At 71.2% G+C, this 24841-nt stretch carries 19 protein-coding genes; 11 read left to right on the forward strand and 8 right to left on the reverse strand.

The annotated features are described in order from the left end of the window. Positions 1 to 24: 24 nt before the first annotated feature. From ACIG36_RS01780 to ACIG36_RS01790, 3 genes are all read right to left on the reverse strand, one after another. Positions 25 to 996, reverse strand: a complete 972-nt coding sequence (locus ACIG36_RS01780; protein WP_399920220.1) for a hypothetical protein — start codon at positions 994 to 996, stop codon at positions 25 to 27. A 135-nt stretch (positions 997 to 1131) separates the two neighbouring features. Further along, positions 1132 to 2157, reverse strand: a complete 1026-nt coding sequence (locus ACIG36_RS01785) for a hypothetical protein (RefSeq protein WP_399920223.1) — start codon at positions 2155 to 2157, stop codon at positions 1132 to 1134. A gap of 84 nt (positions 2158 to 2241) precedes the next feature. Then, positions 2242 to 3168 (reverse strand): hypothetical protein, encoded by a 927-nt coding sequence (locus tag ACIG36_RS01790; RefSeq protein ID WP_399920226.1) that lies wholly within the window; start codon positions 3166 to 3168, stop codon positions 2242 to 2244. A 175-nt stretch (positions 3169 to 3343) separates the two neighbouring features. Here ACIG36_RS01790 and ACIG36_RS01795 point away from each other — a divergent pair, with 175 nt between their 5' ends. After that, positions 3344 to 5992 carry a valine--tRNA ligase gene (locus tag ACIG36_RS01795; protein WP_399920229.1) on the forward strand — a complete coding sequence of 883 codons (2649 nt, stop codon included), beginning with the start codon at positions 3344 to 3346 and terminating at the stop codon, positions 5990 to 5992. 124 nt (positions 5993 to 6116) lie between these two features. Here ACIG36_RS01795 and ACIG36_RS01800 read toward each other — a convergent pair whose 3' ends face one another. The 5 genes from ACIG36_RS01800 to ACIG36_RS01820 form a co-directional block, all read right to left on the reverse strand. After that, a complete protein-coding gene (locus ACIG36_RS01800) occupies positions 6117 to 7304 on the reverse strand; it encodes a hypothetical protein (RefSeq protein WP_399922125.1) in 1188 nt (395 codons plus the stop codon). 154 nt (positions 7305 to 7458) lie between these two features. Beyond that, positions 7459 to 8823 carry a glycosyltransferase gene (locus tag ACIG36_RS01805; RefSeq protein WP_399920232.1) on the reverse strand — a complete coding sequence of 455 codons (1365 nt, stop codon included), beginning with the start codon at positions 8821 to 8823 and terminating at the stop codon, positions 7459 to 7461. A gap of 134 nt (positions 8824 to 8957) precedes the next feature. Continuing rightward, positions 8958 to 10088 carry a non-hydrolyzing UDP-N-acetylglucosamine 2-epimerase gene (gene wecB / locus ACIG36_RS01810; protein ID WP_399920236.1) on the reverse strand — a complete coding sequence of 377 codons (1131 nt, stop codon included), beginning with the start codon at positions 10086 to 10088 and terminating at the stop codon, positions 8958 to 8960. 130 nt (positions 10089 to 10218) lie between these two features. Beyond that, positions 10219 to 10935, reverse strand: coding sequence for a response regulator transcription factor (locus ACIG36_RS01815; protein ID WP_399920239.1), 717 nt, complete (start codon positions 10933 to 10935; stop codon positions 10219 to 10221). Then, entirely contained in the window at positions 10932 to 12038 is a 1107-nt protein-coding gene (locus ACIG36_RS01820; protein WP_399920242.1) for a sensor histidine kinase, read from the reverse strand. The genes ACIG36_RS01815 and ACIG36_RS01820 overlap by 4 nt, the downstream gene beginning before the upstream one ends. A gap of 143 nt (positions 12039 to 12181) precedes the next feature. Between ACIG36_RS01820 and ACIG36_RS01825 the strand changes: the two genes are divergently transcribed. From ACIG36_RS01825 to ACIG36_RS01870, 10 genes are all read left to right on the forward strand, one after another. After that, positions 12182 to 13738 (forward strand): bifunctional folylpolyglutamate synthase/dihydrofolate synthase, encoded by a 1557-nt coding sequence (locus tag ACIG36_RS01825; protein ID WP_399920245.1) that lies wholly within the window; start codon positions 12182 to 12184, stop codon positions 13736 to 13738. A gap of 1 nt (position 13739) precedes the next feature. Further along, on the forward strand, positions 13740 to 14081 hold the full coding sequence (locus ACIG36_RS01830; protein ID WP_399920248.1) for a DUF4233 domain-containing protein: 342 nt from the start codon (positions 13740 to 13742) through the stop codon (positions 14079 to 14081). A 141-nt stretch (positions 14082 to 14222) separates the two neighbouring features. Further along, the gene (ndk, locus tag ACIG36_RS01835; protein WP_399920251.1) at positions 14223 to 14636 is read left to right on the forward strand and encodes a nucleoside-diphosphate kinase; all 414 of its coding nucleotides are present in this window, start codon (positions 14223 to 14225) and stop codon (positions 14634 to 14636) included. Between the two features lie 286 nt (positions 14637 to 14922). Next, positions 14923 to 15942: a rod shape-determining protein gene (locus ACIG36_RS01840; protein ID WP_004950903.1), complete on the forward strand. Its 1020-nt coding sequence runs from the start codon at positions 14923 to 14925 to the stop codon at positions 15940 to 15942. A 135-nt stretch (positions 15943 to 16077) separates the two neighbouring features. Next, positions 16078 to 17010, forward strand: coding sequence for a rod shape-determining protein MreC (gene mreC / locus ACIG36_RS01845; RefSeq protein WP_399920254.1), 933 nt, complete (start codon positions 16078 to 16080; stop codon positions 17008 to 17010). Between the two features lie 3 nt (positions 17011 to 17013). Further along, positions 17014 to 17712 (forward strand): rod shape-determining protein MreD, encoded by a 699-nt coding sequence (gene mreD / locus ACIG36_RS01850; protein ID WP_399920257.1) that lies wholly within the window; start codon positions 17014 to 17016, stop codon positions 17710 to 17712. Then, positions 17709 to 19913 carry a penicillin-binding protein 2 gene (mrdA, locus tag ACIG36_RS01855; RefSeq protein ID WP_399920260.1) on the forward strand — a complete coding sequence of 735 codons (2205 nt, stop codon included), beginning with the start codon at positions 17709 to 17711 and terminating at the stop codon, positions 19911 to 19913. Before mreD ends, mrdA begins: the two co-directional genes overlap by 4 nt. Beyond that, positions 19910 to 21109, forward strand: a complete 1200-nt coding sequence (gene rodA, locus ACIG36_RS01860) for a rod shape-determining protein RodA (protein ID WP_399920263.1) — start codon at positions 19910 to 19912, stop codon at positions 21107 to 21109. Before mrdA ends, rodA begins: the two co-directional genes overlap by 4 nt. 92 nt (positions 21110 to 21201) lie before the next feature. Continuing rightward, positions 21202 to 22737 (forward strand): CHAD domain-containing protein, encoded by a 1536-nt coding sequence (locus ACIG36_RS01865; RefSeq protein ID WP_399920267.1) that lies wholly within the window; start codon positions 21202 to 21204, stop codon positions 22735 to 22737. A gap of 99 nt (positions 22738 to 22836) precedes the next feature. Then, positions 22837 to 24762 carry a TIGR03960 family B12-binding radical SAM protein gene (locus ACIG36_RS01870; RefSeq protein WP_399920270.1) on the forward strand — a complete coding sequence of 642 codons (1926 nt, stop codon included), beginning with the start codon at positions 22837 to 22839 and terminating at the stop codon, positions 24760 to 24762. Positions 24763 to 24841: the final 79 nt, after the last annotated feature.

Here is a 24841-nt window from a genome sequence, read left to right on the forward strand (position 1 = left end):
CTGTCTTTCTCGAGACCCTCAGGCCTACTTCTCCTTGCGGACCTCGTTGCGGACCTTGGCCGCTGCCTCGGAGAGTTCCTTGGCCGACATGACGTTGCCGGTGGGCGAGCCCGCGCCGCCGGTGAGGCCGCCCGAGCTCTTCGAGACCAGGTGCCGGACCATGCCCACAGCGCTCTTGTCACCCCAGATGCAGACGCTGACCTCGGCGGAGCTGGTCATGGTGCCCACGGAAACGGTGGACTTCTTGGTCTCGCACTTCATGACAGCGCCGTCGAAGCCGCTCGGGGTGAAGGCGGTCCACGGAGTGACGGTTTCGACCTGTGCCTTGAACTGGGACTCGTTCTTCTTCGCGCCCTCGTCCATCTTCGCGATCATGGCGTCGACCGTCTTGTTGGGGTCGGAGAGCTCGCCGTACGCACCCACCACGCCAAGGATCTGCTTCTGGCCGTTGGTGTAGGTGCCCTTGACGCCGATGCCGTTGGAGATGCCCATCTCCTTGGCCGTCTTGTCGTTGGTGATGTCCTCGGTGTCCTTGGCGGTGTCGGCGCCGGGAGCGGTGTTCTTGGAGTACTGGCCATCCAAGAGCTTTTCCGGCAGCACCATCGTGTACGGCTTCACATCACCGTCACTGCCCCCGCCGCCCATGAAGAACACGATCCCGCCCACGATCGCGCCCACCACGACCAGCGCGCCCACCGCGATCCCGATCGCCTTGCCCTTGCCGCCGCCCTGCGGCGGCACCGGCGGCGGGTACTGGCCCGGCATCTGGCCCGGCATCTGGCCCGGCATGCCGGGGCCCGGCTGCTGGCCGTACGGGCCGGGGGGCTGCGGCTGGCCCCAGCCGCCCGGCTGCGGCTGCTGCGGCGGGGCGCCGTACGGCGCCGTCGGCGCCGGGGGCTGCTGCGGGTAGCCGTAACCGGGGGCGCCGGGCTGGCCGTACGGGTTCGGCTGCTGTGGGGGCTGGCCGTAGGGGCCCGGCTGCTGGGGGTAGCTCATCGTGTCCTCTTCGGATGGGGGTGTGCGCGACAGTGGTGGGGGCTCACGCGACAGATGGGCAACATCCTTCCCGATGGCTTATCCCAGCCTTACCTCGGGGCGGCAACGGTTTCGGAACAGTCCGGTCCGCGGCCGCTACGGAATCTCCACCCGCGTCTCGCGGCGCAGCTTCGCCGTCGTCTCGGCGGCGTCGGTGAGCGGAATGTCCTCGTTGTTGAGGACCTTCGACGCGTCGACCACGAAGACGCTGCCGACCGTGCTGTGGTCGGCCCAGATGCACAGCGGCATCCTGACCGCCCTGGTCGCCGACGCGCTCTCCTTGAACTCCGTCTTCTGGCACTTCATCACGGCGCCGTCGTCGAGCCCCGACGGGGTGACCTTCTCCGGCTTGCCCTCGAGCTTGGTCTTGCTGTCGTCCTTCGACGCGAGCGAGACGCTCAGGAACATGCTGTCGACGGTGGACTCGGGGTTGTCCACCTGACCCCAAATTCCGCTCAGCCGAAGCGCCTTGCGGGTGAGGGCGGTGCCGTCGTTCTTCCACGCGCCCGCCATGCTCTGCGCGTCCTTGATGCCGACGATGGCCAGGCTGCTCTTGTCCTTGCCCGCGAAGCCGTCGTTGCTGCCGCTGGCGTCGTACTTGTACTCGCCGAGCACCGTGTCCGGCGTGGTGAGCTTGTAGCGCTTGCCCGCCGCCGGAGTCGCCGACGGGGCGGCGCTGCTCGCGCTCGCCGACGGGCTGTTGCTGCCCTTGGCCTTGGGGTCGTCGGAGCCCTTGTCGTCCTTGTCGCCCAGCAGGACGAAGCCGCCGCCCACGATCGCGCCGACCAGGACGACCGCGCCGATCGCGATGCCGATCGCCTTGCCCTTGTTGCCGCCGCCGCCCTGCGGCGGCATCGGCATCGGCGGCGGGTACTGGCCCGGCATCTGGCCCGGCATGCCGGGGCCCGGCTGCTGGGCGTACGGGTTGGGGGTCGCGCCCGGCTGCCCGTACGGGTTCGGCTGCGGCTGCCCGAAGCCGCCCGGCTGCGGCTGGCCGTAACCGCCGCCCGGCTGCTGCCCGTACGGGTTCGGCTGCTGCGGCGGCATCGGGGGCTGCTGCGGCGGTTGCTGGGGCTGCTGGGGAGGTATGCCGTCGTACGGGTTCGGCTGCTGATCGGTCATCGTTGCCTTCACGCTCTCCCCGCCACGAGGGTCGCGGCGGAATGTTGCGCGCCATCCTCTCCGATGGCGCGGCCCTTTACCGCATCACTTCTTCGGGATCTCCACGCGCACGTCCTGGCGGACCCTGGCGGCGAGCGCGGCCGCCTCGTCCATCGAGACCTCCCTGCCCCCCATCGCGGCCCCCATGTCGACGGAGAACACGGTCGCCGTGGTGCTGTGGTCGGCCCAGACACACAGGTGCATCACCAGCGGCTTGCCGGTCGGCGTACTGGCGGAGACCGCGCGGGCCTTCTGGCACTTCATCACGGCGTTCTCCAGACCACTGGGGGAGACCGCCTGCGGGCTGCCGGTGAGCTCCAGTGTGGCGTCCTTCTTGGCGTTCGCCACGCGCATGGATGTGAACATGTTGTCCACCACGGCTTCCGGCTTCTTGATCCGGCCCCAGGCGCCCATGAACCGCATCTGCTTTCCGGTGAGTTTGGAGCCTGATGTCTGGTATGCGGCCGAGAGGGGCTCGGCGTTGGCCACGCCCATCGTCCGCAGGTCCGCCTCCGCTTCCGAGCCGAGCACCGGCAGCCGCGCGTCGGGGTCCTTGCGGTACTCCCCGGCGGCCACGTCCGGCGCCGTCAGCTTGTACCGCTTGCCGTCGTCGGGGACCGAGCTGCCGCCCGCGAAGAAGAGGAAGCCGCCGATCACGACCGCGCCCACGACGATGACTGCGCCGAGTGCGATGCCGATGGCCTTGCCCTTGCCGGAGCCGTTCGGCGGGATGGGTGGCGGGTAGGGGGCCGGGTGCGGAGCCGGGTGCCCCGCCGCCGGGTAGCCGTACGCCCCGGGCTGCTGACCGTACGCCCCCGGCTGCTGACCGTAGGGCCCCGGCTGCTGGGGTACCCCGTACGGACCAGCCTGCGCCGGATAGCCGTACGCGGGGGCGCCGGCCTGCCCGTAGGGGTTCGGCTGCTGCTGCGGCAGCGGCGGCTGGCCGTACGGGCCCGGCTGCTGGTGGCTCATCGTTGCCTCTGCGTCTCGATGCGTCTCGACTGACATGGGACTGACGTGGGACCGACATGGGACAGATATGGGTACGCCATCCTTCACGATCGTTTGCGCGCGCTGCGCGGCGGGGCGCGGGCGGGCTGGGAAACGGGTTCGTGAGCTGTCACCCCTGCCCCGTAGAATTCCGTCCGTGACCGAGAACACTCAGCAGACGCCAGACAGCACCCCCGGACTGCCGACCCAGTACGCGCCGGCCGCGGTAGAGGGACCGCTGTACGAGCGCTGGGTAGAGCGGGGCTACTTCGAGGCCGATGCGAAGAGCGACAAAGAGCCGTACACCATCGTCATCCCCCCGCCGAACGTCACAGGCTCCCTCCACCTGGGCCACGCCTTCGAGCACACGCTGATCGACGCCCTCACCCGGCGTAAGCGCATGCAGGGCTACGAGGTCCTGTGGCAGCCCGGCATGGACCACGCCGGTATCGCCACGCAGAACGTGGTCGAGCGCGAGCTGGCCAAGGAGGGCAAGTCCCGCCACGACCTCGGCCGCGAGGCGTTCGTCGAGCGCGTCTGGCAGTGGAAGGCCGAGTCCGGTGGTCAGATCTCCGGGCAGATGCGTCGTCTGGGTGATGGTGTCGCCTGGTCGCGCGAGCGGTTCACCATGGACGAGGGCCTGTCCAAGGCCGTCCAGACGATCTTCAAGAAGCTCTACGACGACGAGCTGATCTACCGCGCCGAGCGCATCATCAACTGGTGCCCGCGCTGCCTGACCGCCATCTCCGACATCGAGGTGGAGTACCAGGACGACGACGGCGAGCTCGTCTCCATCCGCTACGGCGAGGGTGACGCCTCCATCGTCGTCGCCACGACCCGCGCCGAGACGATGCTCGGCGACACCGCCGTGGCCGTCCACCCCGAGGACGAGCGCTACAAGCACCTCGTCGGCACCGAGATCGAGCTGCCGCTGACCGGCCGCCGCATCCCGGTCGTCGCCGACGAGCACGTCGACCCCGAGTTCGGCACGGGTGCCGTCAAGGTCACCCCGGCCCACGACCCGAACGACTTCGAGATCGGGCGGCGGCATGATCTGCCGTCGATCACCGTTCTCGACGAGCACGGTGTCATCACCGCCCACGGGCCCTTCCTCGGCCTGGACCGCTTCGAGGCCCGTTCCGCGATCGTCGGCGCCCTGCGCGCCGAGAGCCGGATCGTCGCCGAGAAGCGCCCGTACACCCACTCCGTCGGCCACTGCTCGCGCTGCAAGACGACGCTGGAGCCGCGTCAGTCCATGCAGTGGTGGGTGAAGACCGCCCCGCTGGCCAAGGCCGCCGCCGACGCCGTCCGCGACGGCAAGGTCAAGATCCACCCGCAGGAGATGGAGAAGCGGTACTTCGACTGGGTCGACAACCTCCACGACTGGTGCATCTCGCGCCAGCTGTGGTGGGGCCACCGCATCCCGGTCTGGTACGGCCCGGACGGCGAGATGGTCTGCGTCGGCCCGGACGAGCAGCCGCCGGCCGGCGAGGGCTGGCACCAGGAGACCGACGTCCTCGACACCTGGTTCTCCTCCGGCCTGTGGCCGTTCTCCACGCTCGGCTGGCCCGAGAAGACCGAGAGCGTCGAGAAGTTCTACCCGAACTCCGTCCTCGTCACCGGCTACGACATCCTCTTCTTCTGGGTCGTCCGGATGATGATGTTCGGCCTGTACGCGATGGACGGCACCCCGCCGTTCCACACCATCGCCTTGCACGGCATGGTCCGTGACCAGTTCGGCAAGAAGATGTCGAAGTCCTTCGGCAACGCGGTCAACCCGCTGGACTGGATGGACAAGTACGGCTCCGACGCCGTCCGCTTCACGCTCGCCCGTGGCGCCAACCCCGGCGTCGACGTGCCGATCGGCGAGGACTGGGTCCAGGGCTCGCGCAACTTCGCCAACAAGATCTGGAACGCCACGCGCTTCGCGATGATGAACGGCGCGACGGTCGAGGGCGAGCTGCCGCCGGTCGAGCAGATGTCGGCCACCGACCGCTGGATCATGTCGCGCCTCAACGCGACGGTCGCCGAGGTCGACGCCCACTACGACGACTACCAGTTCGCCAAGCTGTCCGACGCCCTCTTCCACTTCGCGTGGGACGAGGTCTTCGACTGGTACGTCGAGCTGTCGAAGACGACCTTCATGGCGGGCGGTGAGCAGGCCAAGGTCTCCGCGCGCGTGCTCGGCGAGGTCCTGGACGTCACCCTGAAGCTCCTCCACCCGGTCGTGCCCTTCGTCACCGAGACGCTGTGGACCACGCTCACCGGCAAGGAGTCGGTCGTCATCGCCGACTGGCCGAAGGCTGTGTCTGTTCCTGGGGCTGAAGCCCCGGGCGGTTTCCGTGACACCGCCGCCGAGGCGGAGATCGAGCAGCTGCAGCAGGTCATCACCGAGGTCCGCCGCTTCCGCGCCGACCAGGGCCTCCAGCCCGGCCAGCGCGTCCCGGCCCGGCTCGACCTGGCGGGCACGACGCTCGCGGCCCACGAGGACGCGATCCGCCAGCTGCTGCGTCTGCAGCCGGCCGAGGACGGCTTCCAGGCCACCGCGACCCTTCCGATCGCCGGTGCCACGGTCGCCCTCGACCTGTCCGGCACGATCGACGTCGAGGCCGAGCGCAAGCGCCTGACCAAGGCGCTGGCCGCGGCCGAGAAGGAGAAGGCGCAGGCCACGGCCAAGCTGGGCAACGAGGCCTTCCTGGCCAAGGCCGCCGAGGTCGCCGTGGAGAAGATCCGCACGCGCCTGGCGACGGCCGAGTCCGACATCGAGCGGATCAGCGCTCAGCTCGCATCGCTCCCGGGCGCCTGAGGCCCCGAGGCCTGACGCCCGACCACTGATACAGCTGATACAGCGCGGCCGGGTCGTCCCCACACTGGTGGGGACAACCCGGCCGCGGCTGTATTCCGGCAGATCGGGCCGTGTCAGCGCTCCCTCATCGGCCGCGCCGCGCCTCCCACGGCTTCGTACGCCCCGGATCCCACATGGGCCCCCACGGCCCCTCCACCGGCTCCTCCTCCACCCGGTCGAGGGGCCTGTGCTGGTTCCGGTCCCGGCGGTCGCGTACGGGCGCGAAGAGCACGTACGCCGTGGAGACCACCACGAACCCCAGCCGGATCAGGCCCTTGGCGGACTCGTCGGGCACCACGAACACGCTGCCGTAGAGCACGATCAGCGCGATCCAGCTCCACCACGGCACCAGCCGCCGCTGGCCGCACACGTCCCACAGCAGGGTGCCCAGCAGCACGGAGGCCGTGTAGTAGGTGTAGACGCTGGGGTCGAGGACGATGCGGGCGTTGGCGCCCAGCAGCACCACCGCCGCCCACCGGCCGCGCCAGACGGCGATCGCGCCCAGCCCCAGGCCGAGCGCGGCCTGCGCGGGCCGGGCCCAGTCGGGGGTCTCGGGGGTGTTGCCGCCCAGCCAGCGCAGCGCGGACGCCGGGCTGTTGGGGATGGTGAACTTCGCGGCGGCGAAGGACTGCGGGTCGACGAGGAAGAACGGCAGCCAGGCGACGGCCACCAGGCCCACGCACCACAGGCCCGCGCGCAGCCAGCGGTCCCTGGGCAGGGCGAGCAGCAGCGGCAGGAAGGCCAGCGCGGTCGGCTTGGAGTCCAGGGCGAGGGCCATGCAGATGCCGGTGGCGGCGGCGTTGCAGCGCGTCAGGTAGCGGACGGCGAGCGCGGTGAAGAACAGCGCGAGGACGTCGTCCAGGTGCGCGAAGCGGACCGAGACCTCGATCCACATGGGGATGAAGGCCAGGCCCGCGATCAGGACGCGCTGCCGCAGCCGCTGGTGGTTGGTGCCGGTGCCCAGGAAGTGGCGGGCGGCGCTGCGGCCGGCGAGGACCAGGATCACCAGGCCCAGCGCCGACATGAACGCCTCGGCCAGCACCTGCCCGACCTCGGCCGGGAAGGGGTTGAACAGCCCGGCCACCAGGAAGCTGACGGGCCCCATCTGCAGCTCGGGGTGGCGGGCGTAGAGGTTGAGCCCGCCGTCGCCCGAGGAGCCGCCCTCGTAGATCAGCTCGCCGCCCGTGCGCAGGTAGTGCCAGGAGAAGCCGCCGCTGGGCTCGACCACGACGAACCAGAGCGCCGCCCACGCGGTGAGCAGCAGCAAGTGCATCCGCGAGCTGAGTTCCGGTATTCGCACAACGCTCCGTTCCGCCACCCGGAACCGTTCCGGGCATGGATATCACCGGCGGTCAGATGGCGGAAGCGGACGTAAAGTTGTGCGATCGGACGTTTCTGTGATGGATCTCATCGGGCCCCGCGGGGCGTCAGGCCTCGATGGCGACCGGGCCCGACTCCACGTGCTCGGCGTTGCGCCGGGTCTTGGCCCAGCCGTTGCGGCCGCGCAGCATCCGGACGAAGCCGCGCGCGGACGCCGGGAAGAGGTGGTACGCGTACAGCCACAGCGCCAGCCCCCACAGCAGGGCGGTCAGCATCGAGCGGTCGGACGCGCGCTCGCGCCGGTAGACCGGACCCCAGAGCACGAACGGCAGCACCGACACCACGGCCAGCGCCAGCACCAGCGGCCACAGGGCCAGCATGCCGCCGAAGGCCTCGCCCACGCCGTCCCGGGCGGCACTCAGGCCGAGGAGGACGAACATCACCGCGCACAGCGCCAGGGTGACGAGATGGGCGACGGGCTGCAGGAAGGTGTAGAGCGTCTCCAGGACGCCCTTGCCGCCGTAGTGGCGGGAGGAGACGATGCGCGGCGCGTAGCGGACGCACTGCAGGTTGCCCTGCGCCCAGCGGGTGCGCTGGGTCAGGAAGCGGCGGCCGTGCGGCAGGCCCTCCTGGGAGACCCAGGTGTCGGCTATGTGGGCTATCCGGTCGCCGGTGAGGATCATGTGCAGGCCCAGCTCGTAGTCCTCCAGCAGCGCGCCGCGCTGCCAGGGGCGGCGCTCGGCGGCGGCGATGCGGTCCAGGGAGGCGAGGCGGGTGAACTGGCCGTTGCCGCCCAGGCCGACGGAGCCGGTGCGGCCGCGCAGCAGCTGCATGCCGGCGTTGGAGACGGAGAACTCCATGTCCTGCATGCGCACCAGCAGCCGGGCGAAGGCGTTGCGCACCCGGCCCCGGTCGGCCAGCGGCCGCGGGTCCTCGGTGTTGCGCATCCGGACGCTGACCTGCACCCCGCCGATCTCCGGGTCGCCGAAGCCCTGCGGGCCGCCGACGCGGGCCAGGGCGTGCGGGTCGAGCTGCCCGTCGGCGTCGATGACGCACACGACGACGCGCTCGCGGTCGGTGTCCTTGGACAGGAACTGGTTCAGCTCGTCGTAGGCGGCGTTCAGCGCGGCGCCCTTGCCCTGACGGGCGTTGGGGCGGTGGCGGCGCACCAGGTGCACGCGGCGGTCCTCGTCGGCGAGGCGGGCGACGATGGCGCCGGTGGCGTCGTCGCTGTCGTCGTCGATGACCCACACGTGGGCGGCGGGGTGGTCGGCCCGCAGCCGTTCCACGGTCGTGCCGACGACGGCCTCCTCGTCCCGGCACGGGACGAAGAAGTGCCAGTCGAACGCGTCGGGGTTGCCGTTCTCGACGGCGGGGCGACGCGTGTACGCGTGCCGGGCGCCGGCCCAGTAGAGCAGGAAGCAGAGGAGGAGGAAGAAGGGGAAGGCGAGGAGGAGGGGGTGGGAGAACATGAGGGTAGCTCCGTGGGCGGGCTTCAGAACACAGCAGCCCGTCCGGCGTTCGAGGACCGGGGTCCGGGGCGGAGCCCCGCCACGCGGCGGAGCCGCACATTGTCACTGCGGGAAGGGGCGGGGTGGGGGAAGAATCAGGCGGCGGCAACCAGCCGCTGCGGCGCGGTGATCGCGGCCAGCAGCCCGGCGATCCGCTCCGACGCCAGCCCGTCCCCGAAGGGGCTCGGCAGCGACGCCAGCCGGGCCAGGCCCGCAGGGCCGGCGGCGAGCCGGCGCCGCGCCGCCTCCCCGATGGCGGGCCCCGGCTCCACCAGGTCCGCGAAGTCCCCCATCGCCTCCGGCCGCTCCGTCGAGCGCCGTACGACCACCAGCGGCCGGCCCAGCACCGTGCACTCCTCCTGGATGCCGCCGGAGTCGGACACCAGCAGCGCGGAGTGCCGGGCCAGGGCCAGGAACTCGGAGTAGCCCAGCGGGGCGCTCACCGTCAGGGGGGCCAGCAGGTCCGTCAGGCCCGCCGCCTCGATGCGGGCGCGGGTGCGCGGGTGCAGCGGCAGCACGACCGGCCGCTCGGCGGTGGCCAGGGCGGCCAGCTCGGTCAGGATGGCGCGCAGGGCCTCGGGGGAGTCGGTGTTCTCGGGGCGGTGCACGGTGGCCAGGACGTAGCCGTCGGCCGCCAGGCCGTGCCGTGCCAGGAGCGCCGCGCGCTCGTCCGCGCCGGGCAGCTGGTTGCGTACGGCCTCGACGACGGTGTTGCCGGTCACGGCGATGCGGGTGTCGTCGGTGCCCTCGGCGAGCAGGTTGGCCCGGTTGTCCCCGGTGGCGGCGCACAGCACGTCGGCGATGCGGTCGATCAGGACGCGGTTGTGCTCCTCGGGCATGTCGCGGTCGTGGCTGCGCAGCCCGGCCTCGACGTGCAGCAGGGGTATGCCGCGGGCGTTGGCGGCCAGGGCGCCGGCGAGGGCGGCGTTGGTGTCGCCCTGGACGACGACGGCCAGCGGCGGCTCGGCGGTGAACAGCTCGTCCAGCTGTGCGAGGGCGGCGGAGATCTGCACGGCGCGCGGCTGCCCGCCGACGCCGGTGAGGAAGGTCGGCTCGGGCAGGCCCAGCTCGGTCAGGAAGCGGCCCGACAGCTCCTCGTCGTAGTGCTGCCCGGTGTGCACCAGGTGGGCCGCGGGGCCCAGCAGGCGCACGAGGTCGGTGAGCTTGACCAGCTCGGGACGGGTACCGAGGACGATCGCGACACTGCGCGGGGGCAGGGGCTGCACGGGGGACTCCTGGGGCTGCTGGCATGCGGTGACAGCACCAGAGCCTGGGGTGCCTCGGTTGCACCCGTGGGGGGCCTTCGGTTGCCGGACGGTTGCGACCCGATGATCGGTGACCTAGGTCCCGGCCGGGTCAGGGACCTTCGTCCCGCGCGCCGCCGTCCTCCCCGCCCCGGTAGCGGTAACCCAGGCCGCGCACGGCCTCCAGCGGGTCGGCGGCCTCGTCCCCGGCGGCCTGGCGCAGCTTGCGCCGCAGCCGCAGCACCGCGAACTTCACCCGCTCCCGCCCCGTGCCCTCCGGGTCGTCCCACACCCGGTCCAGCAACTGGTCGGTGGTGATCACCCTGCCCCGGTTGCGGACGAGCACCTGCAGCAGCCGGTACTCGATGTCGCTGAGCCGTGCCTCGTGGCCCTGCCAGACCGCCGAGCGCCGCTCGGGCACCAGGCGCAGCCCGTCGCCGCCGTAGGTCTCGCCCGCCCAGCGGGTGGGGGCGCTGCGGCGCAGCAGCGCCTCGACGCGGGCCAGCAGCTCGTCGTTGCCGAACGGCTTGGGCAGGTAGTCGTCCGCGCCGGCGCGCAGGCCGCGCACGCGGTCGCTCTCGGCGCCGCGCGCGGTGAGCAGCAGGACGGGCAGGTCGCTCATGTCCCGGGTGCGCTCGAGCACCTCCCAGCCGTCGAGGCCGGGCAGGCCGATGTCGAGCAGCATCAGGCCCGGTCGTTCGGCGAACAGCAGCCGCAGGGCCTCGCGGCCGTCGTCGGCGAGCGTCACCTCGTAGCCGGCGCGGGTGAGCAGCACGCGCAGGGCCAGCCCGAGGTCCGGGTCGTCCTCGACGACGAGGACGCGCGTCACGGCGCGGCCTCCCCGCCGGAGGGTGCGTCTTCGGCCGGGGCCCGGCCACCGGCCGCCGCGTCCCCGGACGGGCCCGCCACCGGCCCCCCGATCGGCAGCCGGATGCGGAAGACCGCCCCTTCGCCCTCCCGGCCGCCGGCCGAGATGGTGCCGCCGTGCTGCTCGACGACGCTGCGGCCGATGGCCAGGCCCAGGCCCGTGCCGGGGTAGCCGCCGGAGCGGGCGTTGGACGCCCGGACGAAGCCGGTGAAGATCTCGTGGCGGGCCTCCTCGGGGATGCCGATGCCGGTGTCGGCGACCTCGATGTCCCAGTGCGCGCCGCGAGGCGCGGCTGTGACGGTGACGCGGCCGCCTGCGGGCGTGAACTTGGCGGCGTTCTCCAGCAGATTGCCCAGCACGTGCTGGAGGCGGTGCCGGTCGCCGCGCAGGGCGGGGCCGCGCTCGCAGTCCAGTACGGCGAACAGGCCGGCGCGCTCGATGGCGCCCATGTGGTCCAGGAGGGTGTCCTCCAGCATGTCCGGCACGTCCACGGGCGCGAACTCCAGCTCGGGCCCGGTGGCCCGCAGGCGGGTGGTCAGCAGCAGGTCGGAGATCACCCGCTGCATGCGCTGGGCGTTGCGCCGGATGGCGTCGAGGAAGGAGGTCTGCTCGGCGGTCAGCGTGCCGAAGGCGGGGTCGGCGAGGAGTTCGCCGAAGCTGCTGATGGAGGAGAGCGGGGTGCGCAGCTCGTGCGAGGCGGCGGCGGTGAAGGTGTTGCGCTGCCGGGCCAGCTCCGTCAGCGCCCGGTTGTCGCGCTCGAGGTCCCGCTCGCGCCGTTTGGCGTCGCTGATGTCCGTGAACATCCACAGGGCGCCCAGATACTCGTTCCCCTTGCGCAGCGGCTCCACCTCGCGGCGCAGGACGCGCCCGTCGTCCAGCGCGATCTCGGCCACCCGGTGGACGTGCCGGCCGGGGGAGAGGCCGGGCCGGCCGTCCGTGCCGAACATCGCCTCGAACTTCCGGTTGACCGCGAGCACCTCGTCGGACGGGCTCTGCAGCAGCGCTCCCGCGGGCAGCGCCTCCAGGACCGCCTGGAGCCGGTCCCGGTCCTCGGAGGACGTCATGGCTCTCACCCGCCGAAACCTCGCTCAACGGACTCTTCCCGGAAAGGACAACAAAACCGTATGCCACGGTGGACGCACGCGCTCCCGGTGTCGTGGCGGGTGCCCCGGGCCTCCCCGCGCCCCCGGTCCGTAGACTGGGCGGCGTGAGCGAGCGCCCCCTGAACGACGACAACGGCGATACCGGCCCCGACGAATTCGCCGAAACCGGTGCAAACGGTCCGGCGGACCGCTTCGACGAGATCGTCGAGGCCGAGACCGACCGCGACCCCGACCTCGCCGTGATCGAGGCCGGCAGCCGCACCCTGCGCACCCAGGCCGGGCCCCCGCAGGGCGACGGCGTGCCCGCCCGCCCGGAGGACCCCGAGGTCGACCGGGCGCTGCGCGAGGTGGAGGCCGAGCTGGCCGACCGCTGGGGCGAGACGAAGATCGACCCGTCGCTGGCACGCGTCGAGGCCCTGATGGACATCCTGGGCCAGCCGCAGCGCTCGTACCCCGCGATCCACATCACCGGCACCAACGGCAAGACGAGCACCGCGCGCATGGTCGAGGCCCTGCTGGCCGCCTTCGACCTGCGCACCGGCCGCTACACCAGCCCGCACGTGCAGTCGATCACCGAGCGGATCAGCCTGGACGGCGCCCCCATCGCGGCCGAGCGCTTCATCGAGACCTACCGCGACATCGAGCCGTACGTCCGGATGGTCGACGAGCGCGAGGAGCACCGGCTCTCCTTCTTCGAGGTGCTCACCGGCATGGCCTACGCGGCCTTCGCCGACGCCCCCGTCGACGTGGCCGTCGTCGAGGTCGGCATGGGCGGCACCTGGGACGCCACCAACGTCGTCGACGGCAGCGTCGCCGTCGTCACCCCGATCGCGCTCGACCACACCGACCGGCTCGGCTCCACCCCCGGCGACATCGCCGCCGAGAAGGCCGGGATCATCAAGTCGGGCGCCACCGTCGTGCTCGCCCAGCAGCCGGTGGACGCCGCGCAGGTGCTGCTCAAGCACTCCGTCGAGGTCGACGCCACCGTCGCCCGCGAGGGCATGGAGTTCGGCGTCACCGGCCGCGAGGTCGCCGTCGGCGGCCAGCTGCTGACGCTGCGCGGCCTGGGTGGCGAGTACGAGGAGGTCTTCCTCCCGCTGTACGGCGCCCACCAGGCGCACAACGCCGCCGTCGCGCTGGCCGCGGTCGAGGCGTTCTTCGGTATCGGCTCGCAGCACGCCCGCACGCTCGACATCGACACCGTCCGCCGTGCCTTCGCCTCGGTCACCTCCCCCGGCCGCCTCGAGGTCGTCCGCCGCAGCCCCACCGTGGTGCTGGACGCCGCGCACAACCCGGCGGGCGCCGCCGCCACCGCCGACGGCGTCACCGAGGCCTTCGGCTTCAGCCGCCTGATCGGCGTGGTCGGCACCAGCGCCGAGAAGGACGTCCGCGGCGTGCTCGAGGCCTTCGAGCCGATCTTCGCCGAGGTCGTCGTCACCCGGAACTCCACCCCGCGCGCCATGGACGTGGACGAGCTGGCGGCGCTGGCCGTGGAGGTCTTCGGCTCCGAGCGCGTCCAGGTCGAGCCGCGCCTGGACGACGCCCTCGAGGCCGCGATCACCCTCGCGGAGGAGGAGGGCGAGTACGCGGGCGCCGGTGTGCTGGTGACCGGTTCGGTCTTCACGGTCGGCGAGGCCCGGCTGCTGCTGGGAAGGGGCTGACATGAGGACGCTGTGCGCGAGCACCCTGATCGGTGAATTCTTCGTCATCGGCTTCGCGGGCCTGGTCGCCATGCAGACCTCGGACCTGTCCACGGGCACGGTGTGGGCCGTCAGCGGCACGGCGATGGTGCTCAGCGTGCTGCTGTGCGGGATGCTCACCCGGCCCGGCGGCGTCCAGCTGGGCTGGCTGCTGCAGATCGGCCTGATCGCCAGTGGCCTCGTCGTCCCGATGATGTTCATCCTCGGCGCGGTCTTCGCCGGCCTGTGGTGGGCGTCGGTCCACTTCGGCCGCAAGATCGACGAGGCGAAGGCCCGCTTCGCCGCAGCGGCTGACGCCGCCTAGGGCCTGTCGTCACATTGCCGTCGTCGCCCGCGGGGCAGACGGGAATGTGACGACAGGTCCTAGTCCTGGTTGTGGGTGGGCGGGGGCACCCCTGTACCCTTCGCCCACCGCATCTTTTGCCTGCCTGCAAGGAGCCGCAGTATGAGCCAGCGCACCCTCGTCCTCCTCAAGCCCGACGCGGTCAAGCGGTCGCTGGTCGGCGAGATCGTCGGCCGCATCGAGCGGAAGGCCGGCTGGACGATCGCGGCACTGGAGCTGCGCACCCTGGACCGGGCCACGCTCGAGCAGCACTACGCCGAGCACGTCGGCCGTGAGTTCTACGAACCGCTGATGGGCTTCATGTCCTCCGGCCCCGTTGTGGCCATGGTCGTCGAGGGCGAGCGCGTCATCGAGGGCGTGCGCGCGCTGGCCGGGCCGACCGACCCCATCTCGGCCGCTCCCGGTTCCATCCGTGGTGACTTCGGCACCATCACGCGCGAGAACCTCATCCACGCCTCGGACTCCGAGGAGTCCGCCCAGCGGGAAATCAAGATTTTCTTTCCCGGCCTCGCCTGATAGCCGATCAGCCGAACGTCCATTCTGATCAGGGGCGACCGATTTTCTTTTCGGTCGCCCTCTGGCATATGCGCGCCGAACGAGGGAACCTCTCACTCCGACACGACGTCACCATTACTGGGGCCAGCTCGTGTTCCGCCGACAATGGCGGAGGAACCCTCGCACCGCGTTCGAGTGGGCGAGACTACGATGAAGCTTCCGCGCCCCGCAGCGCACCACACCTGCCGACCTCAAGTAAGCAATCGCTCAAACTGGGAAGGCCAGACGTATCCTCATGGGGAACAACATGTCGTTCATCGGCCGTGACATGGCTGTCGACCTCGGGACCGCCAACACGCTGGTGTACGTCAGAGGCCGCGGGATCGTCCTCAACGAGCCGTCAGTCGTCGCGATCAATACCAACACCGGTGGGATCCTCGCGGTAGGTGCCGAGGCCAAGAAGATGATCGGCCGAACCCCGGGGAACATCGTCGCGGTCCGCCCGCTCAAGGACGGCGTGATCGCGGACTTCGAGATCACCGAGCGGATGCTCCGCTACTTCATCCTCAAAATCCACAAGCGCCGCTGGATGGCCCGCCCGCGCGTCGTCGTCTGCGTGCCCTCCGGCATCACCGGCGTCGAGCGCCGCGCCGTGATCGAGGCCTCCACCCAGGCCGGCGCCCGCCAGGTGCACATCATCGAGGAGCCGATGGCCGCGGCCATCGGCTCGGGCCTGCCCGTCCACGAGGCCACCGGCAACATGGTCGTCGACATCGGCGGCGGCACCACCGAGGTCGCCGTGATCTCCCTCGGCGGCATCGTCACCGCGCAGTCCATCCGGGTGGCCGGCGACGAGCTCGACAACGCGATCATCCAGCACATCAAGAAGGAGTACAGCCTCCTGCTGGGCGAACGCACCGCCGAACAAATCAAGATCACCATCGGCTCGGCCTACGACCTGGAACAGGACGAGCACACCGAGATCCGCGGCCGTGACCTGGTCAGCGGACTGCCCAAGACCGTCGTCATCTCCGCCGCCGAGGTCCGCAAGGCCATCGAGGAGCCCGTCAACTCCATCGTCGACGCGGTCAAGACCACCCTCGACAAGTGCCCGCCGGAGCTCTCCGGTGACGTCATGGACCGCGGCATCGTTCTCACCGGCGGCGGCGCTTTGCTGCGCGGCCTCGACGAGCGGCTGCGCCGGGAGACCGGCATGCCGATCCACATCGCCGAGGACCCGCTGGACTCCGTCGCGCTGGGTTCCGGCAAGTGCGTGGAGGAGTTCGAGGCCCTCCAGCAGGTGCTGGACGCCCAGCCCCGCCGCTAGCCGGCAAGGGGGCGCACGCCCCCGGCTCCCGGCGCGCCGAAGGCGCCCGGACAACCTGATATACAGGCAGAACGCTTCCGACGACCGCCCGGTCCCGCAGCCGGGCGGTCCCACGAGAAGGGCCCGCCGCCGCACGTGAGGGACACACGAGAGAGCCGGCTGCTGCTGGTGCTGCTGATCGCGATCGCCTTCGCGCTGATCACGGTCGACATCCGCGGCGGTGAGCAGTCCCCGCTCGACGGCGCCCGGCACGCGGCGGCGTCCGTCCTCGGCCCGGTGGAGGAGGGCGTGGCCGCCGCCGTCGACCCGGTGGGCGACGCCGTCGCCGCCGTCCGCGACTCCGGCGACCGCAGCAGCCGCATCTCCGAGCTCGAGCGCGAGAACACCGCCCTCAAGCAGCGCCTGGGCAGCGACGACCGCAACCGCGGCCGGCTGCGCGAGCTCGACGCCATGCTCAAGACCGCCGGCCGCGGCCAGTACGGCATCAAGGGCGCCCAGGTCATCGCCATAGGAGCCGCGCAGGGCTTCTCCTGGACCGTCACCATCGACATCGGCAGCAACGACGGCATCCACCGCGACATGACCGTCCTCAACGGCGACGGCCTCGTCGGCCGCGTCACCACCGTCGGCCCCTCCACGGCCACCGTGCTGCTCGCCAGCGACCCCAAGTTCACCGTCGGCACCCGCATGGAGAAGAGCGGCGAACTCGGCTTCGCCAACGGCCAGGGCGACCGCTCCCTGCGCGTCGAACTCCTCAACGGCAAGGCCTCCGTCCACGAGGGCGACCGGCTGGTCACCTTCGGCTCCAGCAGGGACAAGCCGTTCGTCGCCGGCGTCCCCGTCGGCGTCGTCACCCGCGTCGACCCCGCCGGCGGCGGCCTGACCCGCACCCTGCAGGTCCGTCCCTTCGTCGGCTTCAGCAAGCTCGACATCGTCGGCGTCGTCGTCGAGGCCCCCCGCGAGGACCCGCGCGACACCGTCCTGCCGCCCAAGCCAGAGGCCCCCAGACCCGCCCCCACCGTGACCGTGACCGTCACCCCCTCCCCGAGCGCCAAACCCCAGGACTGACCGATGCGCCTGAACCGGATCCTGCTCTCGGCCGCGCTCGTGATGGTGGCCCTCGTCGTACAGGTCAGCGTCTTCGCCCGGCTCCACCTCCCCGGCGCCGTCCCCGACCTGCTCCTGCTCGTCGTCGTCGGCCTCGCCCTCGTCTACGGGCACACCGCCGGCGCCCTCGTCGGCTTCGGGGCCGGCCTGCTCGCCGACCTCGCGCCGCCCGCCGACCACGCCACCGGCCGCTACGCCCTGGTGCTGTGCCTCATCGGCTACCTCGTCGGCCTGGTCCGGCCGGACAACGGGCAACTGCGCTCGGTCGCCGTACCCATGCTGGCCGTCGTGGGCGCCGCCATCACCTCCACGCTGCTGTACGCGGGCGTGGGCTCCCTCGTCGGCGACACGGCGGCCCGTCATGTGGGCCTGACCGGACTGGTGTTCACCGCCGCGCTCTACGACCTGCTGCTCGCGCCGTTCACCGTGCCGCTGATCATGGCCCTGGCCCGGCGCACCGTCGCCGACCCGCTCACCGGGGACGGCACGGCCGTCGCGACCGCCGGCGAGGGCGCGTACAACCGGATGTCGGGCGGCAACTTCCGCATGGGCCGCTTCGGCCGCAAGGGGCGCCTGGGCGGCCGCACCAGCCGGATGGGCGCACAGCGCACCGGGCTGCTGCCGAGGCCGGCGAAGAAGCTCAAGGGGGTCAAGCGGCTTTGACCAATCTCCCCGAGACCGGCCGGGCCTCGCGCATCACCATCCGGCTGGTCGTCATCCAGATCCTGGTCTTCTCGCTCCTGCTCACGCTCGGCGGGCGCCTGTGGTACCTGCAGATCCGCAACGGCGACCAGTACACCGCCGAGGCCGCCGACAACCACATCCAGCAGGTCGTCGCCCCCGCCACCCGCGGCTCGATCCTCGACGCCCGCGGCGTGCCGCTCGCCGACAACGAGACCCGCCTGGTGGTCTCCGCCAGCCGCACCGACCTGATGAAGATGAAGGACAAGGGCCGGACCGTCCTCGCCCGGCTGGCCGGGGTCCTCGCCATGAAGCCCGAGGACGTCGCCGCCAAGGTCCGGCTGTGCGACGCCAAGACCCCCAAGCCCTGCTGGGCCGGCTCGCCGTACCAGCCCATCCCCATCACCGACGAGGCCACCACCCAGCAGGCCCTGCAGATCCGCGAGCGCCAGGAGGACTTCCCCGGCATCACCGCCGAGCCCACGGCGGTGCGCCGCTACGCCGGGCCCGGCGGCTCCAACACCGCCCAGGTCCTCGGCTACCTCTCGCCCGTCACCGACGAGGAGATCGCCAAGGCCAAGACGTCCCGCTCCCCGCTGCTGCGCTCCGATCAGATCGGCCGCTCGGGCCTCGAGCGGCAGTACGACGCGGAGCTGCGCGGCAAGGCGGGCGTCACCCGCTACGAGGTGGACAACCTGGGCCGCGTCATCGGCAAGGCCAGGAGCGACAAGGCCGTCCCCGGCGCCAACATCGTCACCAGCATCGACGCCCGCGTGCAGGCCATAGCGGAACGCGAGCTGGACCAGGCGATGAAGGACGCCCGCAAGGAGATGGACCGCAACACCGGCGTCCCCTACAAGGCCGACGCCGGCGCCGTGGTCGTCCTGGAGTCCAGGACCGGGCGCGTGGTCGCCATGGCCTCCAACCCCACCTACGACCCCAACGCCTGGGTCGGCGGCATCTCCGGCAAGGACTACAAGGAACTCACCGGCAAGGACTCCAACTACCCGCTGCTCAACCGCGCCATCCAGGGCCAGGCGGCCCCCGGCTCCATCTTCAAGGTCATCACCACCACGGCCGCGGTCAACGCCGGGTACGCCTTCGACGACGGCTACAACTGCTCCAGCTCGTACAGCATCGGCAACCAGGTCTTCAAGAACTTCGAGTCCCAGAGCCACGGCTCCATCAACCTCGGCCGGGCGCTGGAGGTCTCCTGCGACACCGTCTTCTACGACCTGGCCTACCGCCAGTGGCAGAAGGACGGCGGCAACAAGCCCAAGAACCCCGCCGACTGGTTCTACAGGACCGCCCACCAGTTCGGCCTCGCCAAGGAGACCGGCATCGACCTCCCCAACGAGGTCCGCGGCCGCGTCCCCGACCGCGAGTGGAAGAAGAAGTACTGGGAGGCCAACAAGGACGCCTGGTGCAAGCAGGGCGGCAAGGACGACAGCTACGCCGGGAAGATCGCCAAGGAGAACTGCGAGTCCGGCATGCGCATGCGCGCCGGTGACTCCGTCAACTACTCCATCGGCCAGGGCGACACCCTCGTCACCCCCATCCAGATGGCCACCATCTACGCCGCCATCAGCAACGGCGGCACCCTGTGGAACCCCACCGTCGGCAAGGCCGTCGTCAGCCCCGACGGCCGGAGCGTCCACACGATCAAGCCCGTCTCCCACGGCAAACTGCCGTTCGACGGCAGGACCCGTGACCAGATCGACGCGGCCCTCGAGGGCGTCGCCACCCGGGGCACCGCCGCCTGGCGGTTCGAGGGCTGGCCGCAAAAAGAGATCCCCATGCACGCCAAGACCGGCACCGCCGAGGTCTACGGCAAGCAGACCACCTCGTGGTTCGCCACCTACACCTCGGACTACACGATCGTGATGACGATCTCCCAGGGCGGCACCGGCTCCGGCGCCTCCGGACCGGCCGTACGCAAGATCTACAACGGCCTCTACGGGGTCGACGAGAAGGGCAGGATCGACAAGGAGAAGGCGCTGCTGCCGCGCCCCGAGGCCGGGCTGCCGAAGATCGAGAAGGACGGCACCATCGAGGCCCAGCCCATCGCCTCGCCCACGCCCAGCCCCTCGGCGTCCGCCTCGGACGGCTCCTCGGCCCCGCCCTCGGACGCACCGGCCTCGCCCGAGCAGTCCCCGTCCCGGAAGGAGGACGAGGACCGGTGAGTACCGCCGGCGGCTACCGCGTCCGCCGCTTCAGCCCCGAGCGCGGAGCCTGGTCCAGGCTCACCGCCCGCGACTCCGTCCTGCGCCGGCTCGACTGGGTCATGCTGCTGGCCGCCCTCGCCCTGTCCGGCATCGGCACCCTGCTCGTCTACTCCGCCACCCGCAACCGCACCGAGCTCAACCAGGGCGACCCGTACTACTTCCTCCTCCGCAACCTCCTCAACACCGGCATCGGCCTCGCCCTCGCCGTCGGCGCGGTCTGGCTCGGCCACCGGGCACTGCGCGGCGCCGTGCCGATCCTGTACGCGATCTCCGTGCTCTTCACCCTCGCCGTGCTCACCCCGCTCGGCGCGACCATCAACGGCGCCCGCTCCTGGATCCAGCTCGGCGGCGGCTTCTCCATCCAGCCCTCCGAGTTCACGAAGATCACCATCACCCTCGGCATGGCGATGCTGCTGGCAGGCAAGGTCGACGCGGGCGACCGCCGCCAGCCCGACCACCGCACCGTCATGGAGGCCCTCGGCCTCGCCGCCCTGCCCATCGTGATCATCCTGCTGATGCCGGACCTCGGCTCGGTCATGGTCCTCGTCGTCATCGTGCTCGCCGTGCTGCTGGCCTCCGGCGCGTCCAACCGCTGGATCCTGGGCCTGGTCGGCACCGGCGTCCTCGGCTGCGTCCTCGTCTGGCAGCTCGGGGTCCTCGACGAGTACCAGATCAACCGCTTCGCCGCCTTCGCCAACCCCGCCCTCGACCCCGCCGGCGTCGGCTACAACACCAACCAGGCGCGCATCGCCATCGGCTCCGGCGGCCTGATGGGCGCCGGCCTCTTCCACGGCTCCCAGACCACCGGCCAGTTCGTCCCCGAGCAGCAGACCGACTTCATCTTCACCGTGGCCGGCGAGGAACTGGGCTTCGTCGGCGCGGGCGCCATCATCGTCCTGCTCGGCGTGGTCCTCTGGCGCGCCTGCCGCATCGCCCGCGAGACCACCGAGCTCTACGGGACCATCGTGGCCGCCGGGATCATCGCCTGGTTCGCCTTCCAGAGCTTCGAGAACATCGGCATGACCCTCGGGATCATGCCCGTGACCGGCCTCCCGCTGCCGTTCGTCTCCTACGGGGGATCGTCGATGTTCGCCGCCTGGATGGCGGTCGGCCTGCTCCAGTCGATCAAGGCCCAGCGCCCGATGTCGGCCTGACCGGACGGGGCCGGACGGGGCCGGACGGGGGGCCGCGACCAGGCCGGGAAACCACCTGGTCGGCCCCCGGATCGCGCACTAGATTCGGCTGTATGGCGGACACCCTGAGGGAGATCGAGCGGAAGTACGAAGCCAGGGGCGACGCGGGCGGCACGGCCCGGCTGCCCGACCTGAGCGGGGTGGCGACCGTCGCCACCGTCACCGACCAGGGCACGGCCGAACTCGACGCCGTCTACTACGACACCGCCGACCTCCGCCTCGCCGCGGCCGGCATCACCCTGCGCCGCCGGACCGGCGGCAGCGACCCCGGCTGGCACGTCAAACTGCCGGTCGCCCCCGGCGTACGGGACGAATTCCACGCCCCGCTGAGCAACGGCCTGCCCCGCTCCCTCGCCGCCCTCGTCCGCTCACGGACCCGCGACGTCCCGCTCGCACCCCTGATACGCATCGCCTCCCGCCGCGACGTCCGCCACCTCCTCGACAAACGGGGCACGCTCCTGGCCGAGGCCGGCACCGACGCGGTCACGGCCACCCTCCTCACCGGCGACGGGGCGAGCACCGCCTGGACCGAGGTCGAGGTCGAACTCGCCCAGGACGGCGACCCCGCCCTGCTCGACGCCCTCGAACCGCACCTGCGCAAGGCCGGACTGCGCCCCTCGGACGCACCGAGCAAGCTCGCGCGAGCCCTCGCGGAGACGGGCGTACGAGCCCCCGCGCGCAGCGTGAAGCAACCGGGCGGCAAGGCCTCGGCGGGCGACCACCTGCTGGCCTTCCTGCGCGAACAGGCCGAGGCCGTCGCCGCCCTCGACCCCGGGGCCCGCCGGGGCACCGAGGACGCCGTCCACCAGATGCGCGTCGCCACCCGCCGGCTGCGCAGCGCCTTCCGCACCCACCGTAAGCTCCTCGACCGCCGGATCACCGACCCGGTCGGCGAGGAACTGAAGTGGCTGGCCACCGAGCTGGGCGTCGACCGCGACCGCGAGGTCCTCACCGAGCGGCTGCGCGAACGCCTCGACGAGATCCCGCGCCCCCTGGTACGCGGCCCCGTGCGGGCCCGGCTGCGCACCTGGTCCCACGGCAGCCGCACCGGCTCCCGCCGCCACCTGACCGCCGTCCTCGACAGCAAGCGCTATCTGACGCTCCTCGACACCCTCGACGCCCTCCTCGCCGACCCGCCCCTGCGCGCCGCGGCCGCCGGCCCGCCGCGCCCGGCGTTCGCCAAGGCCGTGCTCGCCGACTACGCGCGCCTCGCCGGCCGCGTCGAGCACGCCCTGGCCACGGAGCCCGGCCAGGCACGGGACATCGCCCTGCACGAGGCGCGCAAGGCGGCCAAACGCGCCAGATACGCGGCGGAGGCGGCGACGCCCGCGCTGGGCGGGCCGGCCAAGCGCTTCGCCAAGCAGATGAAGGCCGTCCAGACGCTGCTGGGCGACCACCAGGACAGCGTCATGGCGCGGGGTGCCCTGCTCACGATCGCCGCTCAGGCGGAGGAGGCGGGGGAGTCCGCCTTCACGTTCGGGGTGCTGTACGGGCGCGAGGAGCAGCAGGCGGCCCAGGACGAGCGGGAGCTGCCGGCCCTGTGGGAGAAGGCCTCGGACCGGCGGTGGCGGGAGGGGCTGGGGGCGTGACCTGGCCTCTCGGGCCCGGGGAAGATCGCGTGCAAGGGGCGATTCCAGGCACGTTACGCTTGAGAGTCGCCCTTTGCCCGCTCACGAAGGTTCGCCCAGATGACTGCCGAATCGGTCTTCCCACAGCTCGAGGCCCTGCTCCCGCATGTGCAGAAGCCCATCCAGTACGTCGGCGGAGAGCTCAACTCCACGGTCAAGCCCTGGGACGAGTGTGACGTCCGCTGGTGCCTGATGTACCCGGATGCCTACGAGGTCGGGCTGCCCAACCAGGGCGTCATGATCCTGTACGAGGTCCTCAACGAGCGCGAGGGCGTCCTCGCCGAGCGCACGTACAGCGTGTGGCCGGACCTCGAGGAGCTGATGCGCGAGCACGACGTGCCGCAGTTCACCGTGGACAGCCACCGGCCCGTCTCGGCGTTCGACGTCTTCGGCCTGAGCTTCTCCACCGAGCTCGGCTACACCAACATGCTCACCGCCCTGGACCTCGCGGGCATTCCGCTGGAGTCCAAGGACCGCACGGTCGACCACCCGATCGTCCTGGCCGGCGGCCACGCGGCGTTCAACCCCGAGCCCATCGCGGACTTCATCGACTGCGCGGTGATCGGCGACGGCGAGCAGGCGGTCCTGGAGATCACCGAGATCATCCGGGCCTGGAAGGCCGAGGGCCGTCCCGGCGGCCGCGACGAGCTGCTGCTGCGCCTCGCGAAGACCGGTGGTGTCTACGTGCCGCGCTTCTACGACGTGGAGTACCTGGCCGACGGCCGGATCGCCCGTGTCGTCCCCAACCGCTCCGGCGTGCCGTGGCGCGTGTCGAAGCACACCGTCATGGACCTCGACGAGTGGCCGTACCCGAAGCAGCCGCTGGTCCCGCTCGCGGAGACCGTTCATGAGCGGATGTCGGTGGAGATCTTCCGCGGTTGCACGCGCGGTTGCCGTTTCTGCCAGGCCGGCATGATCACGCGCCCCGTGCGGGAGCGAAGCATCACCGGCATCGGCGAGATGGTGGACAAGGGACTCAAGGCCACCGGATTCGAGGAAGTGGGCCTTCTTTCCCTCTCCTCCGCCGACCACACCGAGATCGGCGACATCGCCAAGGGCCTGGCCGACCGGTACGAAGAGGACAAGATCGGTCTCTCCCTGCCCTCGACCCGAGTCGACGCATTCAACGTCGATCTGGCGAACGAGCTGACCCGTAACGGCCGCCGTTCCGGTCTGACGTTCGCCCCCGAGGGCGGCTCCGAGCGCATGCGCAAGGTCATCAACAAGATGGTCTCGGAGGAGGACCTGATCCGGACCGTCGCCACCGCCTACGGCAACGGCTGGCGCCAGGTGAAGCTGTACTTCATGTGCGGCCTGCCCACCGAGACCGACGAGGACGTGCTGCAGATCGCCGACATGGCGATGAACGTGATCCAGAAGGGTCGCGAGGTGTCGAAGTCCAACGACATCCGCTGCACCGTCTCCATCGGTGGCTTCGTGCCCAAGCCGCACACGCCGTTCCAGTGGGCGCCGCAGCTCTCCGCCGAGGAGACCGACGCCCGTCTGGAGAAGCTGCGCGACAAGATCCGCGGCGACAAGAAGTACGGCCGCTCGATCGGCTTCCGCTACCACGACGGCAAGCCCGGCATCATCGAGGGCCTGCTCTCGCGCGGTGACCGCCGCATCGGCGCCGTCATCCGCGCGGTCTACGAGGACGGCGGCCGTTTCGACGGCTGGCGCGAGCACTTCAGCTACGACCGCTGGATGAAGTGCGCCGAGCGGACGCTGCCCGAGCAGGGCGTGGACGTCGCCTGGTACACCACGCGCGAGCGCACCTACGAGGAGGTCCTGCCCTGGGACCACCTGGACTCCGGTCTGGACAAGGACTGGCTCTGGGAGGACTGGCAGGACGCGCTCGACGAGACCGAGGTCGAGGACTGCCGCTGGACGCCGTGCTTCGACTGTGGCGTGTGTCCTCAGATGGACACTTCCATTCAAATCGGACCCACGGGTAAGAAGCTCCTGCCGCTCTCGGTCGTCAAGTAACCGAGGGGACGTATGTTCGAGCAAGGGCCCTGCCGGGTTGGCGGGGCCCTTGTTGCACGTACTCTAGGTAGCAGTACGA

The sequence above is a fragment of the Streptomyces sp. NPDC053048 genome (genome assembly GCF_044547045.1).
Lineage (GTDB): Bacteria > Actinomycetota > Actinomycetes > Streptomycetales > Streptomycetaceae > Streptomyces.